The organism is Stenotrophomonas sp. STEN225 (assembly GCF_056756445.1).
In genome coordinates this window covers 182,129-196,201 of record NZ_JBRRBV010000001.1, presented here as the reverse complement: position 1 = coordinate 196,201, position 14,073 = coordinate 182,129, and the positions used below count along the sequence as shown (strand labels likewise).

Annotated in this window: 19 protein-coding genes and 1 tRNA gene; 5 read left to right on the top strand and 15 right to left on the bottom strand. The window is 66.6% G+C overall.

Translation table 11 applies throughout. The features are described 5' to 3' along the window. The first annotated feature begins 135 nt into the window (after positions 1 to 135). Entirely contained in the window at positions 136 to 801 is a 666-nt protein-coding gene (locus tag ACVOJ1_RS00945; protein WP_053518701.1) for an HNH endonuclease, read from the top strand. A 105-nt stretch (positions 802 to 906) separates the two neighbouring features. Beyond that, positions 907 to 2,814, top strand: coding sequence for a 1-deoxy-D-xylulose-5-phosphate synthase (gene dxs / locus ACVOJ1_RS00940; protein WP_065175547.1), 1,908 nt, complete (start codon positions 907 to 909; stop codon positions 2,812 to 2,814). Between the two features lie 69 nt (positions 2,815 to 2,883). Here the strand turns inward: dxs and ACVOJ1_RS00935 are convergent, their stop codons facing one another. From ACVOJ1_RS00935 to ACVOJ1_RS00925, 3 genes are all read right to left on the bottom strand, one after another. Beyond that, complete coding sequence (locus ACVOJ1_RS00935) at positions 2,884 to 3,087, bottom strand: hypothetical protein (RefSeq protein ID WP_053518700.1); 204 nt, start codon at positions 3,085 to 3,087, stop codon at positions 2,884 to 2,886. 170 nt (positions 3,088 to 3,257) lie between these two features. Continuing rightward, a complete protein-coding gene (locus ACVOJ1_RS00930; RefSeq protein ID WP_111186452.1) occupies positions 3,258 to 3,797 on the bottom strand; it encodes a DUF3011 domain-containing protein in 540 nt (179 codons plus the stop codon). Positions 3,798 to 3,929: 132 nt separating this feature from the next. Continuing rightward, complete coding sequence (locus tag ACVOJ1_RS00925) at positions 3,930 to 4,136, bottom strand: hypothetical protein (protein ID WP_279942246.1); 207 nt, start codon at positions 4,134 to 4,136, stop codon at positions 3,930 to 3,932. A gap of 405 nt (positions 4,137 to 4,541) precedes the next feature. Between ACVOJ1_RS00925 and ACVOJ1_RS00920 the strand changes: the two genes are divergently transcribed. After that, complete coding sequence (locus ACVOJ1_RS00920; protein ID WP_053518696.1) at positions 4,542 to 4,817, top strand: hypothetical protein; 276 nt, start codon at positions 4,542 to 4,544, stop codon at positions 4,815 to 4,817. 10 nt (positions 4,818 to 4,827) lie between these two features. Beyond that, positions 4,828 to 5,061: a DUF1653 domain-containing protein gene (locus ACVOJ1_RS00915; RefSeq protein ID WP_322523006.1), complete on the top strand. Its 234-nt coding sequence runs from the start codon at positions 4,828 to 4,830 to the stop codon at positions 5,059 to 5,061. Positions 5,062 to 5,118: 57 nt separating this feature from the next. On the opposite strand, the gene ACVOJ1_RS00910 is transcribed toward ACVOJ1_RS00915, so the two are convergent. The 3 genes from ACVOJ1_RS00910 to ACVOJ1_RS00900 all read right to left on the bottom strand — a co-directional run bounded on the left by ACVOJ1_RS00910 (position 5,119) and on the right by ACVOJ1_RS00900 (position 6,770). Beyond that, entirely contained in the window at positions 5,119 to 5,292 is a 174-nt protein-coding gene (locus ACVOJ1_RS00910) for a DUF1328 domain-containing protein (protein ID WP_006380555.1), read from the bottom strand. A gap of 106 nt (positions 5,293 to 5,398) precedes the next feature. Next, positions 5,399 to 6,040 carry a LysE family translocator gene (locus ACVOJ1_RS00905; RefSeq protein ID WP_346479896.1) on the bottom strand — a complete coding sequence of 214 codons (642 nt, stop codon included), beginning with the start codon at positions 6,038 to 6,040 and terminating at the stop codon, positions 5,399 to 5,401. Positions 6,041 to 6,137: 97 nt separating this feature from the next. Next, the gene (locus ACVOJ1_RS00900; protein WP_080375309.1) at positions 6,138 to 6,770 is read right to left on the bottom strand and encodes a cation efflux transmembrane domain-containing protein; all 633 of its coding nucleotides are present in this window, start codon (positions 6,768 to 6,770) and stop codon (positions 6,138 to 6,140) included. Positions 6,771 to 6,877: 107 nt separating this feature from the next. Between ACVOJ1_RS00900 and ACVOJ1_RS00895 the strand changes: the two genes are divergently transcribed. Continuing rightward, a complete protein-coding gene (locus ACVOJ1_RS00895; RefSeq protein WP_053518692.1) occupies positions 6,878 to 7,573 on the top strand; it encodes an aspartate/glutamate racemase family protein in 696 nt (231 codons plus the stop codon). 19 nt (positions 7,574 to 7,592) lie between these two features. On the opposite strand, the gene ACVOJ1_RS00890 is transcribed toward ACVOJ1_RS00895, so the two are convergent. From ACVOJ1_RS00890 to infC, 9 genes are all read right to left on the bottom strand, one after another. After that, on the bottom strand, positions 7,593 to 7,988 hold the full coding sequence (locus ACVOJ1_RS00890; RefSeq protein WP_065181907.1) for a hypothetical protein: 396 nt from the start codon (positions 7,986 to 7,988) through the stop codon (positions 7,593 to 7,595). Positions 7,989 to 8,204: 216 nt separating this feature from the next. Further along, positions 8,205 to 8,281: transfer RNA gene (locus tag ACVOJ1_RS00885), tRNA-Pro, on the bottom strand. 67 nt (positions 8,282 to 8,348) lie between these two features. After that, positions 8,349 to 8,705 (bottom strand): MerR family transcriptional regulator, encoded by a 357-nt coding sequence (locus ACVOJ1_RS00880; RefSeq protein ID WP_053518690.1) that lies wholly within the window; start codon positions 8,703 to 8,705, stop codon positions 8,349 to 8,351. Continuing rightward, entirely contained in the window at positions 8,686 to 8,985 is a 300-nt protein-coding gene (locus ACVOJ1_RS00875) for an integration host factor subunit alpha (protein WP_005410432.1), read from the bottom strand. The genes ACVOJ1_RS00880 and ACVOJ1_RS00875 overlap by 20 nt, the downstream gene beginning before the upstream one ends. A 27-nt stretch (positions 8,986 to 9,012) precedes the next feature. Then, positions 9,013 to 11,394, bottom strand: a complete 2,382-nt coding sequence (gene pheT / locus ACVOJ1_RS00870) for a phenylalanine--tRNA ligase subunit beta (protein WP_193396118.1) — start codon at positions 11,392 to 11,394, stop codon at positions 9,013 to 9,015. A gap of 85 nt (positions 11,395 to 11,479) precedes the next feature. Beyond that, positions 11,480 to 12,475 (bottom strand): phenylalanine--tRNA ligase subunit alpha, encoded by a 996-nt coding sequence (locus ACVOJ1_RS00865; RefSeq protein WP_065181862.1) that lies wholly within the window; start codon positions 12,473 to 12,475, stop codon positions 11,480 to 11,482. A gap of 190 nt (positions 12,476 to 12,665) precedes the next feature. Then, positions 12,666 to 13,025: a 50S ribosomal protein L20 gene (rplT, locus tag ACVOJ1_RS00860; RefSeq protein ID WP_005410435.1), complete on the bottom strand. Its 360-nt coding sequence runs from the start codon at positions 13,023 to 13,025 to the stop codon at positions 12,666 to 12,668. A gap of 11 nt (positions 13,026 to 13,036) precedes the next feature. Beyond that, a complete protein-coding gene (gene rpmI / locus ACVOJ1_RS00855; protein WP_005410436.1) occupies positions 13,037 to 13,234 on the bottom strand; it encodes a 50S ribosomal protein L35 in 198 nt (65 codons plus the stop codon). 266 nt (positions 13,235 to 13,500) lie between these two features. Continuing rightward, a complete protein-coding gene (infC, locus tag ACVOJ1_RS00850) occupies positions 13,501 to 14,043 on the bottom strand; it encodes a translation initiation factor IF-3 (RefSeq protein WP_079222586.1) in 543 nt (180 codons plus the stop codon). Positions 14,044 to 14,073 lie beyond the last annotated feature (30 nt).

The following is a 14,073-nucleotide window of genomic DNA, read 5'->3' as shown; positions in this document are numbered from 1 at the left end:
AGCCCCCCTTTGTTAAGGGGGGCGCGCCAACGGCGCGGGGGACAGGAGGAATCCGCGGACCTGAATCTTGCGATTTGCGTATCGCCGACGGGCGATACACAAATCGTCAACATTCAGGTATAAGCTGTTCTCCCGATGGAGACAGACACTACACGCTTGGGTCTGATCGAAGCCGGAGCCCCGCTTTCTGCTCCGGGCGTCGAAGCATCGCCCAACGTCACGACGTTGCACCGCCCCGGTTCGGTCCGGCTGCTCTCGCTCGACGCCCACGGACGCGTACTGGACTGGATCACCTGGCAGGATGCCGCCTGCCTCTACGCCCGCGAGGCCGTCGCCTGGACCCTTGGCGACCCCTGCCTGCACATCCACGGCGGAACCAACCGGTTCAGCGGCCTGCAGAGTGGCCTGGACCTGCATCCGATCATCGCCGCGCGCGGCCACGCGCGATCCCGTGCCATCGACCCTACCCCGAACCTGACCAACCCGGCCCTGTTCGCCCGCGATTCGCACCTGTGCCTGTATTGCGGCCAGCAGTTCAACCGTCCCTCGCTGACCCGCGACCACGTCATGCCGCTGTCCAAGGGCGGGCTGGACTGCTGGGAAAACGTAGTCACCGCATGCTTCCACTGCAACTCGCGCAAGAGTGACCGTACCCCCCAGCAGGCCGGCATGCCGCTGCTGGCGGTGCCCTACCGGCCCAGCTGGATCGAGCACCTGATCCTGTCCAACCGCAACATCCTGGCCGACCAGATGGCGTTCCTGAAAGCGCAGCTGCCCAAGCGTTCCAAGCTCAGCACCTGAACCTGCCGGCCGGCAACCCTCACCGTCCTGTCACGGACGGCGGCGTTTGCTTGCCCCACCCCCGTTTGAGGGCGAAAATGGTCGTTCAGAACACGTGCGAACATGATGATCGACTCTGCCCGCTATCCCCGCCTCGCGCACATCCAGACGCCGGATGACCTGCGCACGTTCGACGAATCCGAGCTGAGGGCGGTCGCCGACGAACTGCGCGCCTACCTCATCGAATCGGTGGGCAAGAGCGGCGGACATTTCGCCGCCGGCCTGGGCGTGATCGAACTCACCGTCGCCCTTCACTACCTGTACCAGACCCCGCATGACCAGCTGGTCTGGGATGTGGGCCATCAGACCTACCCGCACAAGATCCTCACCGGCCGCCGTGACGAGATCCACACTGTCAAGCAGAAGGACGGCGTGGCGCCGTTCCCCAAGCGCGAGGAAAGCGAGTTCGACACCTTTGGGGTCGGTCATTCCTCGACCTCGATCTCCGCCGCACTGGGCATGGCCATCGCCCGCCAGTCACAGGGTGACGACCGCAAGATCGTGGCAGTGATCGGTGACGGCGCGATGACCGCCGGCATGGCCTTCGAGGCGCTGATGCACGCGGGCGGCATGGAGCCGGAGCCGAATCTGCTGGTGATCCTCAACGACAACAACATGTCGATCTCCGAGGCCGTCGGCGGGCTGACCAAGATGCTCGGCCGCGCCACCGGCAGCCGCACGCTCAATGCACTGCGCGAAGGCGGCAAGAAGATCCTGGGCGACAAGAAGAACAATCCGGCGCGCTTCGTGAAGCGCTGGGAAGAGCACTGGAAAGGCATGTTCGTGCCCTCCACGATGTTCGAGGAGATGGGCTTCCACTACACCGGCCCGATCGACGGCCATGACCTGCCCGCCCTGCTGTCCACGCTGAAGACGCTGCGCGCCTCCAAGGGCCCCAAGCTGCTGCACGTGATGACCACCAAGGGCAAGGGCTACGAGCCTGCCGAAGGCGACCAGATCGGTTATCACGCAGTGGGCCCGTTCGATCCCGACAAGGGCCTGGTGGCCAAGACCGGCGCCAAGAAGCCGACCTACACCGACGTGTTCGGCGACTGGCTGTGCGACGCTGCCGCCGCGGAGCCACGCCTGTACGGCATCACCCCGGCGATGCGCGAAGGCTCCGGCCTGGTGCGCTTCAGCAGGGAATACCCGCAGCGCTACTTCGACGTGGCGATCGCCGAGCAGCACGCGGTCACCCTGGCCGCCGGCATGGCCACCCAGGGCGGCAAGCCGGTGGTGGCGATCTATTCCACCTTCCTGCAGCGCGCGTACGACCAGCTGGTGCATGACGTGGCCATCCAGGACCTCGACGTGCTGTTCGCGATTGATCGCGCCGGCGTGGTCGGACCGGATGGAGCGACGCATGCCGGCAACCTCGACCTGAGCTTCCTGCGCTGCGTGCCGAACATGGTGGTGATGGCCCCGTCGAACGAGGCAGAGTGCAGGCAGATGCTCAGCACCGGCCTGCAGTACGCTGGTCCGGCTGCGGTGCGTTACCCGCGTGGCAGCGGTACCGGCGTCGCCGCCGGCAGCGACCTGTCCACGCTGCCGATCGGCAAGGGCGAGCTGCGCGTGCAGGGCAGCCACATCGCCCTGCTGGCGTTCGGCAGCACCGTTGCCGCCGCCGAACAGGTGGGCCGCGAGTTGGGCCTGAGCGTGGTCAACATGCGCTTCATCAAGCCGCTGGACCGCGACCTGGTGCTGGCAATGGCCGCCCAGCACGAAGGCCTGGTGACCATCGAAGACAACGTGGTGGCCGGTGGCGCCGGTTCCGGCGTGGCCGAGCTGCTCAACGCCGAAGCGGTGCTGCGACCGATCCTGCATCTCGGCCTGCCCGATGCCTACCAGCATCATGCCAGCCGCGAGGACCTGCTGGCTGAAGCCGGCATCGATGCCGCCGGGATCCGCGCGGCCGTGCTCAAGCGCTGGCCGCAGCTGGCTGCCACCACTCCGCCGCTGAGCGCGGCGGGCTGACCGCCCCGGGTGGAACCGGGCAGGCGCCCGGTTTCCCACGCCTGCTGCGGAACGACGCCCGGTCCCTGTTCAACCGTAGCTGATCGCTTCCACGAACGCGCCGCTGGCTTCCACGCGCACGGCGGCGCGCTGCCCGGTGTCCACGAAGTGCAGCCTGGCCAGGGCCTGGGCGAAATCGAAGGCGCGGGCGCCGTCGCGGAACTCGATCGGCTCCGGTCTATCCGGATGCAGAACACGCCATTGGCGCTGTTCGCACTGAAGGCGGATCAACATGCAGCTCACTCCTTGAGGCAGCGTATCGATGATGGCGGAAGACGTGCATCGGTGCCGGCACGGACTGCCGATGCAAGCAGGGCACCCGTGCCCTGATTGCAGACGATACGGCGTTCAAACTGTGAGCAATATCAGATTTTTCTGATTTTGACGCAGATGGCCGGAAGGACTCAGTTCACCTGGAACTGGGCGCGGCACCCATCGCTGACCCAGATGCCGCGGCGGTCCCAGCCCCAGGTCCGGCCCTCGATACAGGCACTGCGGGAGTCCTGCCGGATCAGGCGTACGCTGCGGCGGACGCGGGTGTCACAGTATTCCTGTCGATGGCCATTGGAATGACAGGCGATCACTTCGCCACCGCGGCCATTGCCGTTGCCCCATCCACCACCCCAGCCGCCGCCACGACGCGACTCGCCGACGAACTCGGCCCGGCAGCCCCGGGTCACCCACACGCCGGAGCGCGACTGGCCCCAGGTCTCGCCCTCCACGCACGGCGAGCCGGACAACTGGCGGATCAGCCGGGGCCGCCCTTCAAGGCGGCACTCATTGCTGCGGTTCTTGACCGATTCGCATCGCACGATGCCGCTGCCGTCGCGGCCGCCATGGCGATCGTCGTCATAACCATAGTTCTGCGCCTGCGCGCCCCCGGCGGCGGCCAGCATCGGCAGCAGTGCGCAGGCCAGGGTGCGCCAGGTGAGTGCGTTGCCCATCGAGATCTCCAGATGAATGCGTGGCGGCAAGCATCCGGGATTCGCGGCGCGGCGCACAGAGGGCAACGTACCGTCGGTTCTTTCCCCATTCAAACAGCTCAACCGCGGCTGACTGCGCCGCAGGGTCGGCCGCTAGGTACCGATCCGCAGTACATCTACGGCACCCCCCAGTGCCTCCACACGCACGATGCAGTGCTGGCCCGTGCGGCGGTGATGTTCCTGGGCCAGTTCGGTGGCGACATCGAACGCGTCGGCGCCGCGGGCGAACGAGGCGGTGGTGCGCGCCTCGGGGTCCAGCACGAACCAGTGCTGGGCATTGCAGTGGACGGTAAACACCATGATCGACTCCAACGGAGGGAATGGACGCGGCGCCGGGGATGAGGTGAGAGCGCCGATACCTGTTCAGGCTAGCGAGCGCTTCAGGCAGGGCCTATCAGATTTGTCCGAAAAATCCCCGCCGGCGGATCGGAATTCGCGCTTCGTCACATCCCTGAGCCCGTTCACCCCATGACTTTCGTGATTCTTGTCACGAAGTCAGCTTGGCTTCACACTATCGTCACCAACAGGGGCCCCTTCCACATGCGCACCTTCCAACCGCCGCAGCGCTCGACGCTGCTGAAGTTCTACTTCGCAGCCTGCTACCTGGTCCTGATCGAGGAACTGATCCGCGCGTCGATGAGTTGAGCGCTTGCCGCTGCTGCTGGCCCGCCGCACACTGATGGTTTAGGCCACGGAGTGTCCTCGATGAAAGCCCTCATGCTGGCGCCGATGCTGCTGGCCCTGGCCGCCTGCGCGGCACCGCAACAGACGCCCGTGCGCGAAGCGGCAGCCACTTCCGCACCCGTAGTCGGCGGTGATCGCGATGCCCATGGCTGCATCGGCTCGGCTGGCTACCAGTGGTGCGAGCGCAGCCAGCGCTGCGAGCGTCCCTGGGAACTGGCCCAGGCGCAGGGCCTGGCCAACACCGCCGAGGCGATCGACGCCTACTGCGCGATGCCGGCACAGCCGGCGCGCAGATGAGTGCGGCCCCATGACGGCGCTCAGTCCCCTGCCGACGCTGGCGCGCGGCCGCTATCGTCATTTCAAGGGTGGCGAGTACGAGGTGATCGACATCGTGCGCAGCAGCGAGACCCTGCAGCCGATGGTGCTGTACCGCGCCCTGTATGGCGAAGGCGGATTGTGGGTGCGGCCCTACGCCATGTTCGTCGAACAGGTACCGGGCGCACTTGGCCCGCAACCTCGTTTTGCACGTATCGACGACTGACGGCTGTGCGTCTCGCGTGGCAGCGCACACCTGCGCGCGCTGCCACGCGGTCAGCCGCTAGCTGACCTTCTTCGCGACGGTCATGCCCAGCAGGAACAGCACCACGGCAATGATGATGCCGGCCCAGAACAGGAACTTGGCGATACCCACCGCGGCACCCGCGATGCCGCCGAAGCCGAGCACGCCGGCGATCACACCGATGATGGCGAAGATGATGGCCCACTTGATCATGTCGATCCTTTCCCCACAGGGACTGAAAACAGTGCGATCAGCCTAGGCCGCAGCCGATGCCAGCCTCGTGAGGGAGCCGCGCGTGCGGCGTGAAGCCGCATACGGATCAACGGGGCCGGAAGCGCAGCAGGGCCACCGCGAACGCCAGGAATACGCTGCCCACCAGCCGCTCGAACCAGCGCCGGGCGAACGGCCGGCCGAGCCAACGGCGCAGGCCATGGCCACCGGCGGCATACATCACGTACCAGAACAGCTCGCAGCTGGCGAAGGTTGCCACCAGGACGCTGTACTGCACGGCCTGACCCCGCGCGGGATCGACGAACTGCGGCAGGAACGCCGTGGCGAACAGCAGCAGCTTGGGATTGCTCAGGCCCACCAGCAGGCCGCCGCGGAATACCGCCCAGGTGCCGTCCGCTGACAGCACCGTCGCCGGGGCCTCAACGTCCACCGGCGCTGCCGGCCGGCTGCTGTCGCGCCACGCTTTCAGGCCCAGCCAGGCCAGGTAGGCCACGCCCAGATAGCGCAGCACTTCAAACAGCATGGGTGAGGAGTGCAGCAGTGCGCTCAACCCGGCGGCGGAGGCCGCCAGTACCGCCAGCATGGCCAGCAGGCAGCCGGCCATGGCCGGGAGGCTGGCGCGGAATCCCAGGCCGACGCTGCGTCCGAGGATATGCAGCATGTTCGGTCCAGGGGTGCCACACAGCACGAACACCGTAGCCAGGAACCACCACCAGGTCTGCAGGGACATTCGGCCATCCACGAAAGAGAACCGTCCCAGCATAGGCGGTGGCTCACCGCGACGTCACATACAGCGCGATGCCGATGCGACGGTTACAGGCGGCCACTCACGCATGAACCTGCCGTGCCGCGCGCAGCTCCGACCACGCCGTACCCAGCACGCGCATCGCCGACCGCAGAAACAGCACCAGCAGTGCGGCCGCCACCAGCAGATCGGGCCAGCCCGCACCGAACAGCGCCACCAGCCCTGCAGCCAGCAGCACCGCCGAGCCCTCGTACAGATCGTTGCGCGAGCACTCCCAGGCGGACGCCAGGTTGACGTCATCGTTGCGATAGGGTGTGAGCAGCCACAGGCACAGTGCATTGGCTGCCAGATTGAGCAGGGCGGCCAAGCCCATGCTGGCGAACAGCGGCACCTCCGGATGCAGCAGGCGCCAACCGATCTGCACCGCCACGGCCACCGCTGCGGCAAGGATCAGCAGCCCCTTGAACAGCGCCACACGTGCCTTGGCGACGATGCCCGCACCCACCACCGCGAGGCTGAGCGCATAGGTGGCCGCGTCGCCCAGATTATCCAGCGCACCGGACAGCAGTGACGAAGAATGGCTGTACCAGGCGGCCAGCACCATCATCGCGAACGTGGCAAGGTTGACCAGCAGCACGATCCGCAGCACGCGGCGGTGACGCGCCTGCATCGCCGCCAGGTCCATCGTCCTGCCGCAGCCACAGCATTCGCCCATCACCCTGCCCTCGATCATCGATGGCCGCATTATCGCGCCTGTCAGCGGTCGCGGCGACATCGCCGCCCGCCTGTGCTGCAATGGCGCCTCCCCACCTGGAGCGGCACATGAAGACCCTGGGCCTGATCGGCGGCATGAGCTGGGAGAGTTCGGCGCAGTACTACCGCCTCATCAACGAAGAGGTGCGCCGTCGCCTGGGGGCCGCGCACTCGGCGCAGCTGCTGATGTGGTCGGTGGATTTCGCTCCGATCAAGCAGTTGCAGCACGACGGCGACTGGGATGCGCTTGCGCGGCACATGGTGGATGCGGCAGAGCGGTTGCAGGCGGGCGGCGCCGATGTACTGCTGATCTGCACCAACACGATGCACGCGCTGACCGCACAGATCGAAGCAGCCTGCCCGCTGCCGCTGCTGCACATCGCCGACCCGACCGCCACCGCCATCGTGGCGGCCGGTTGGCGCAGGGTGGGCCTGCTCGGTACTGCTTTCACAATGGAACAGGACTTCTACCGGGGACGCCTGGCCGGTCGCTTCGGGCTGGAAGTGCTGGTACCCGACGCCGAAGATCGCCAGCAGGTCCACGACATCATCTACCAGGAGCTGATCGCCGGCGTGGTCAGCGAGCGCTCGCGACAGGTCTACGCAGACGTGATCGCGCGGCTGGTGGCGCGTGGTGCCGAAGCGATCATTCTCGGCTGTACCGAAATCATGCTGCTGGTACGTCCGCAGGACAGTGCGGTGCCGCTGTTCGACACCACCAGCCTGCACGCCCAGGCAGCGGTTGACGCCGCGCTGGCGGGATAGACGGCCGGCATGGACGCGATCACTCCGCCCCCTGCACTTCCAGCGCCGTGACCAGCCAATCCACCACCGCCTGCGAGTCGCACAGAAAGAAGATCGCATCGCCGGACCGGGCCTCGGTCAACAAGCGATAGACCGTGATCGCCACCGCCGACTGGTTGGCGATGAACACCTCGGGGCTGCGCGGCCCCTCGTTGTGCCGGGAAACGGTCTGCAATGCGCGGCGCGCGGCCACCGTTGCGGCCGGGTCGGCACTGCGGGTCAACTCGGGCCCACGCAGGCCCCAGCTGACAAAGACGTGCTTGCCCTTGAACGTGGTGTCCAGGACCTGCACCTCGGCGGCACCTGCCTCAGCCGAGCGATGAATGACGGTACTGCTGATCAACGCAACCCCCTGTGGTCGTCGTGGTCCGCGCATCCACCTCCACGGACCCGCTGCACGCCCATGACCGCAGCCACATGCTGCGCCAGCGGACGCGGAAGAGAGACGGAAGGAGAAACCGATGCGATCGGATGTGCAGCGATGATACGGGATGTCGGTCACGCATGGGCCGGCGTACGCGGCCGCATCGCCCATCGGTTCACCCACAAAAAAGCCCACGCATCGCTGCGCGGGCCTTCTGTTCCATCACAGTGGTCGGGACGGCCGGATTCGAACCGACGACCCTCTGCCCCCCAGGCAGATGCGCTACCAGGCTGCGCTACGCCCCGACTGATGCTGCGATGTTCCCGCCAGTGCGGCGGGGCGTGAAGTATAGCGGATCACGCGGGATTTGGGTCACCGGCGAAGCAATTGCAGCACTTCTTCCAGCTCCATCCGCACCTGCTTGATGATCTGGTTGCTCAGCGCCGATTCCTCGCGGGCATCGGGGCCCTCCAGACGCAGGCGGGCACCGCCGATCGTGTAGCCCTGTTCGTACAGCAGGCTGCGGATCTGCCGCACCATCAGCACGTCATGGCGCTGGTAGTAGCGGCGGTTGCCGCGGCGCTTGGCCGGCTCAAGGCTGGGAAACTCGGTTTCCCAGTAGCGCAGCACGTGCGGCTTGACGTCGCACAGCTCGCTCACCTCACCGATGGTGAAGTAGCGCTTGGCCGGGATCGGCGGTAGTTCGCGGTTACTGCCCGGATCCAGCATAAGCTTCCACCCTTTCCTTGAGCTTCTGGCCCGGACGGAAGGTGACCACCGTACGGGCGGAAATCGGAATTTCCTCGCCGGTCTTCGGATTGCGGCCCGGACGCTGGTTCTTGCGCCGCAGGTCGAAATTGCCGAAGCCCGACAGCTTCACCTGACGTCCCTGTTCCAATGCTTCACGCAGCACATCGAAAAACGCGTCGACGAATTCCTTGGCTTCACGCTTGTTCAGACCGACTTCGTCGAACAGCTTTTCCGCCATCTCCGCCTTGGTCAATGCCATTGCCTGCTACCCCCGAGTGCTGCCCGCTCAGCCGCGGATCCGGGCGTGGTGTTCACGCTCGATGGCGGTGACCGCCTCGGCCACCACCGCATCCACGTCGCGGTCCGTCAGAGTGCGCGACTTGTCCTGCAAAATCAAGCCCATAGCGAGACTCTTGAATCCCGGCTCGACCCCTTGGCCCACATAGCGGTCGAACAGGTTCAGCTCGCGCAGGAGCGGGCCGGCGGCCTGGCGGACCGTGGCGGCCAGATCGCTCCAGGCCACCTGCTCCGGCACCAGGAACGCCAGGTCGCGGCGCACCGCCGGGAAGCGCGACAGCTCGCCGGCACGCGGCAGGCGGCGCGCCGACAGCGGCTCCAGGTCCAGCTCGAAGGCGTAGACGTCGGCCTCGATGTCCATCGCCTTGGCCAGGCGCGGGTGGATCTGGCCGATCCAGCCGATCGCAACCCCGTCGCGGAACACCTCGGCCGAGCGCGCCGGGTGGCCATGCGCACGGCTCGACGGGCGGAACTCCAGCGAGGCACCACTGGCAGCAGCCAGGGACTCCAGATCACCCTTCAGGTCATGGAAATCGACCTTGCGGGAAGGCAGACCCCACTGCACCGCCTGCGCATCGCCGCACACCGCGGCAGCAACACGCGGAGTTTCCAGCGGCGCCGGCTGGCCCTCCCCCGCCTGGCGGGCGAACACGCGGCCGATCTCGAACAGGCGCACCCGGCCCAACTGGCGCGCGGCGTTGCGGCCCAGCGTGGCCACCAGGCCCGGCAGCAGCGACGGGCGCATCACCGCCAGTTCGGCCGACAGTGGATTGGCCAGCGGCACCAGATCGTCGCGCAGTTGCCACTGGGTCAGCAGCGCATCGTCGACGAAGGCGAAATTGAGGGTTTCCTGCAGGTCGCGCGCGATCAGCTGGCGACGCACGCTGAGGGTGTCGAGCTGGGTCTCGCTCGGCATCGCCACGCGCGCGGCACCGCCCGGCAGGGTGGTGGGAATCTGCTCGTAGCCATGGATGCGGGCCAGCTCTTCGATCAGGTCCTCTTCGATGGCGATATCGAAACGGCGGCTCGGTGCGGTGACCTGCCAGCCGTCGGCCGTGGCGACCACCTCCATGCCCAGCGCGCGCAGGATGCGCTCCACTTCGGCATCCTCGATGGTGATGCCGAGCACGCGGGTAATGCGCGCGCGGCGCAGCGCGATGGTGGCCGGCCGGGGCAGGTCAGCCTCGCGCACGGCCTCGGTGACCGGTGCCGGGGTGCCGCCGGCCAGGTCCAGCACCAGGCGGGTGGCGTACTCGATGGCGGTGCGCGGCAGCGCCGGATCGACGCCGCGCTCGAAGCGGTGGCCGGCATCGGTGTGCAGGCCCAGCTTGCGGCCACGGCCCATGATCGCTGCCGGCGCGAAGTGCGCAGCCTCCAGGAACACGCTGGTGGTCGCGTCGGTCACACGGGAATCGAAGCCCCCCATCAGACCCGCCAGGCCCACCGCTCGATCAGCATCGGTCACGACCAGGAAACTGTCGTCCAGCACGGCATCGCGGCCATCGAGCAGCTTCAGGTTCTCGCCTGCGCGTGCGCGCCGCACGGCGATGCTGCCCTGCAGGGTGCCCAGGTCATAGGCATGCATCGGCTGACCCAGTTCCAGCATCACGTACTGGGTGATGTCGACCAGCAGCGACACCGGACGCACGCCACTGCGGCGCAGGCGCTCGGCCATCCACAGCGGGGTCTTCGCCGCAGGGTTCAGGCCCTCGATGACGCGCCCCAGGTAACGCGGCGCCTCGGCGCCGGCGTCGAGCCGGATCGACAGCTCGCGGCTGCCGACGGCGGCGACCGGTGCTGCAGCGAAGTCCAGCACCTGGCTGCGGGTGGCGGCCGCTACGTCGTAGGCGATGCCGCGCACGCTGAAACAGTCGGCACGGTTCGGGGTCAGCTTGATCTCGATGCTGGCATCGGGCAGGCCCAGGTAGTCGACCAGGGTCTGGCCGACCGGGGCATCCGCGGGCAGTTCCAGCAGGCCGGAAGCATCGTTGTCCAGGCCCAGCTCCTTCGCCGAGCACAGCATGCCGTTGGACTCGACACCCCGCAGCTTGGCCGGCTTGATCTTCAGTTCGCCGATCTGCGCACCGACCATCGCCAGCGGCGCGACCAGGCCCGGACGCGCGTTCGGTGCGCCGCAGACGATCTGCAGCAGCTCGCCCTGCCCGGCATCGACCCGGCAGACCTGCAGGCGGTCCGCTTCGGGATGGCGCACGGCCTCGACGATGCGCGCCACCACCACGTGCTGCAGGCCCTCGCCCAACGCGGTCACGTCTTCCACTTCCAAGCCGATCGCGGTCAGCACCGCACTCAGCTCATCGCGCGACGCGCGGGTGGGGACGTGGCTGCGCAGCCAGTTTTCGGAGAATTTCATGTTGTCACCCTGGTGGACCCGGCGCAGGCGCCTGGGCCGTCGAATGTTTGAGTCCGCCAGGCTGGGCCCGGCGTTGCCGAATGCGTTACGCGAACTGCTTCAGGAAGCGCACATCGTTCTCGAAGAACGCGCGCAGATCGTTGACGCCGTAGCGCAGCATCGCGAAACGCTCCACGCCCATGCCGAAGGCGAAACCGGTGTAGCGCTCAGGATCGATGCCGACGCTGCGCAGCACGTTCGGATGGACCATGCCGCAGCCGAGCACTTCCAGCCAGCGGGTGCTGCCATCGGGCTGCTGCCAGGCGATGTCCACTTCCGCACCGGGCTCGACGAACGGGAAGTAGCTGGGACGGAAGCGCATCTCGAAGTCGCGCTCGAAGAAGGCACGGACGAATTCGGCAAGCGTGCCCTTCAGGTCGGCGAAGGTCGAGTGCTCGTCCACCAGCAGGCCTTCGACCTGATGGAACATCGGCGAGTGGGTCTGGTCGCTGTCGCTGCGGTACACCTTGCCGGCGGCGATCATGCGCAACGGCGGCGCATGGTCGCCCATGTAGCGCACCTGCACACCGGAGGTATGAGTGCGCAGCAGGCGGCCGTCACCGAAGTAGAAGGTGTCATGCATGGCGCGCGCCGGGTGGTGCGGCGGGAAATTCAGCGCCTCGAAGTTGTGCCAGTCATCCTCGATCTCCGGCCCTTCCGACAACTCGTAGCCCAGTCGGCCGAAGATGCCGGTGATGCGCTCCAGGGTACGGGTGATCGGGTGCAGGCCGGCGCGTTCGCCATTGCGGCCCGGCAGGGTGATGTCGATGGCTTCGGCGGCCAGGCGCGCATCCAGTGCCGCATCCTCCAGCAGCGCCTTGCGCTCGCCCAGCGCGCGGGTCAGTGCGTCGCGGGCCTGGTTGATCGCTTCACCGGCGGCCTTGCGCTCGTCGGCCGGCAGGGCGCCGAGCTGCTTGAGCTGCGCAGTGATGCTGCCGCTCTTGCCGAGCAGGGCCACGCGCAGTTGCTCCAGCACGTCGGGGCTCTGTGCAGCAGCCACCTCGGCCAGCGCCTGGGTGGTGAGGGATTGGATGTCGCTCATGGGGGGCCGGAACTCCAGTCGATCTGCCATCGCGGCAGGCGAAGGGCCGACCCCTGTCGCCACCGCCGTCCCCGCGTCGCCGTGGCCACGCCGGGACCCAAAAAAGAATGGGGAAGGACTTGCGCCCTTCCCCATGCATTGCCTTGACCTGACACCGTTCCGGATGAACGGCAACGGCATCGGGAAGGACTTATGCCGCCAGCGCGCCCTTGGCCTTTTCGGCCAGCGCGGCAAAGCCGGCTGCGTCGTGCACGGCGATGTCAGCCAGGACCTTACGGTCCAGGGTGATGCCGGCCTTCAGCAGGCCGTTCATGAAGCGGCTGTAGCTCAGACCATTGATGCGGGCAGCCGCATTGATGCGGGTGATCCACAGCGAACGGAAGTTGCGCTTCTTCTGCTTACGGCCGATGTAGGCGTACTGCTGTGCCTTGATGACCGCCTGCTTGGCAACGCGGAAGACCTTGCGGCGGGCGTTGTAATAGCCCTTGGCGAGATCCAGAATCTTCTTGTGGCGGCGACGCGCCTGTACGCCACGCTTAACTCGTGCCATTTTTCAGTTCCTCAGAGGTAAGGGAGCATGCGGTCCAGACGGCCTGCGTCTTCTGCACGGACATGGCCCGTCTGACGCAGATTACGCTTACGCTTGGTCGCTTTCTTCGTGAGGATGTGGCTACGGTTGGCGTGGCCGCACTTGTACTTGCCCGAGGCGGTCTTGCGGAAACGCTTGGCCGCTGCCCGGTTGGTCTTGATCTTGGGCATTGCAATGTCCTTGATGGGATTTGACCCTGGTTTCTGACTGATCTGGCGGCGGCCTGGGCCGCTCTTTCCGTCCTGCCATGATCGGCGTACGACCCGTCCTGGGTGGGTCGAGCCGGGCATGATACAGGCAAAACCGCCCTGCCACCAGCCCCAGCACTCCTTGCGCCGGCATTTCACCGGCATCCTGCAAAAGCAAAGGGACGCCAGTGGCGTCCCCTTACCCTGAACCATTCAGCCAGGCGCCCCGGAAGGCGGCCCGTCAGGCCTCAGGTCTTCTTCTTCGGCGCGATCATCATGACCATCTGACGCCCTTCCAGGCGCGGACGGGATTCAATGACGATGTCCTCGCCCAGATCGGTCTCGATCCGGTTGGCCATTTCGCGACCCAGTTCCTGGTGGCTCATTTCACGGCCACGGAAACGGATGTTGACCTTGATCTTGTCGCCTTCTTCAAGGAACCCGCGCATCTTGCGCAGCTTGATCTGGTAGTCGCCCTCGTCCGTGACCGGACGGAACTTCACTTCCTTGATCTCGACCTGCTTGGTCTTCTTCTTGGCCTCGCTGGCCTTCTTCTGCGCTTCGAACTTGAACTTGCCGAAGTCCATGATCTTGCAGACCGGCGGATCGGCCTGCGGCTGGATTTCGACCAGGTCCAGGCCTTCATCTTCGGCCATGGACAGCGCTTCGTCGCGCGACAACACGCCGATCATTTCTCCGTCACTGCCGATCACGCGGACGCGCGGCACACGGATTTCCTGATTCTTGCGGTTCTGTTTGTTGTCAGGGGTGCTGATATTACGTTCTCCCAAGGGTATCGAACCGGTCCGGGTGCCTGTGCC

What these genes read in the sequence shown, in the direction of transcription:
- ACVOJ1_RS00945 (WP_053518701.1), top strand. Translation starts at nt 136, where the DNA reads ATGGAGACAGACACTACACGCTTGGGTCTGATCGAAGCCGGAGCCCCG.
- dxs (WP_065175547.1), top strand. Translation starts at nt 907, where the DNA reads ATGATCGACTCTGCCCGCTATCCCCGCCTCGCGCACATCCAGACGCCG.
- ACVOJ1_RS00935 (WP_053518700.1), bottom strand. Translation starts at nt 3,087, where the DNA reads ATGTTGATCCGCCTTCAGTGCGAACAGCGCCAATGGCGTGTTCTGCAT.
- ACVOJ1_RS00930 (WP_111186452.1), bottom strand. Translation starts at nt 3,797, where the DNA reads ATGGGCAACGCACTCACCTGGCGCACCCTGGCCTGCGCACTGCTGCCG.
- ACVOJ1_RS00925 (WP_279942246.1), bottom strand. Translation starts at nt 4,136, where the DNA reads ATGGTGTTTACCGTCCACTGCAATGCCCAGCACTGGTTCGTGCTGGAC.
- ACVOJ1_RS00920 (WP_053518696.1), top strand. Translation starts at nt 4,542, where the DNA reads ATGAAAGCCCTCATGCTGGCGCCGATGCTGCTGGCCCTGGCCGCCTGC.
- ACVOJ1_RS00915 (WP_322523006.1), top strand. Translation starts at nt 4,828, where the DNA reads ATGACGGCGCTCAGTCCCCTGCCGACGCTGGCGCGCGGCCGCTATCGT.
- ACVOJ1_RS00910 (WP_006380555.1), bottom strand. Translation starts at nt 5,292, where the DNA reads ATGATCAAGTGGGCCATCATCTTCGCCATCATCGGTGTGATCGCCGGC.
- ACVOJ1_RS00905 (WP_346479896.1), bottom strand. Translation starts at nt 6,040, where the DNA reads ATGTCCCTGCAGACCTGGTGGTGGTTCCTGGCTACGGTGTTCGTGCTG.
- ACVOJ1_RS00900 (WP_080375309.1), bottom strand. Translation starts at nt 6,770, where the DNA reads ATGGGCGAATGCTGTGGCTGCGGCAGGACGATGGACCTGGCGGCGATG.
- ACVOJ1_RS00895 (WP_053518692.1), top strand. Translation starts at nt 6,878, where the DNA reads ATGAAGACCCTGGGCCTGATCGGCGGCATGAGCTGGGAGAGTTCGGCG.
- ACVOJ1_RS00890 (WP_065181907.1), bottom strand. Translation starts at nt 7,988, where the DNA reads ATGCGCGGACCACGACGACCACAGGGGGTTGCGTTGATCAGCAGTACC.
- ACVOJ1_RS00880 (WP_053518690.1), bottom strand. Translation starts at nt 8,705, where the DNA reads ATGCTGGATCCGGGCAGTAACCGCGAACTACCGCCGATCCCGGCCAAG.
- ACVOJ1_RS00875 (WP_005410432.1), bottom strand. Translation starts at nt 8,985, where the DNA reads ATGGCATTGACCAAGGCGGAGATGGCGGAAAAGCTGTTCGACGAAGTC.
- pheT (WP_193396118.1), bottom strand. Translation starts at nt 11,394, where the DNA reads ATGAAATTCTCCGAAAACTGGCTGCGCAGCCACGTCCCCACCCGCGCG.
- ACVOJ1_RS00865 (WP_065181862.1), bottom strand. Translation starts at nt 12,475, where the DNA reads ATGAGCGACATCCAATCCCTCACCACCCAGGCGCTGGCCGAGGTGGCT.
- rplT (WP_005410435.1), bottom strand. Translation starts at nt 13,025, where the DNA reads ATGGCACGAGTTAAGCGTGGCGTACAGGCGCGTCGCCGCCACAAGAAG.
- rpmI (WP_005410436.1), bottom strand. Translation starts at nt 13,234, where the DNA reads ATGCCCAAGATCAAGACCAACCGGGCAGCGGCCAAGCGTTTCCGCAAG.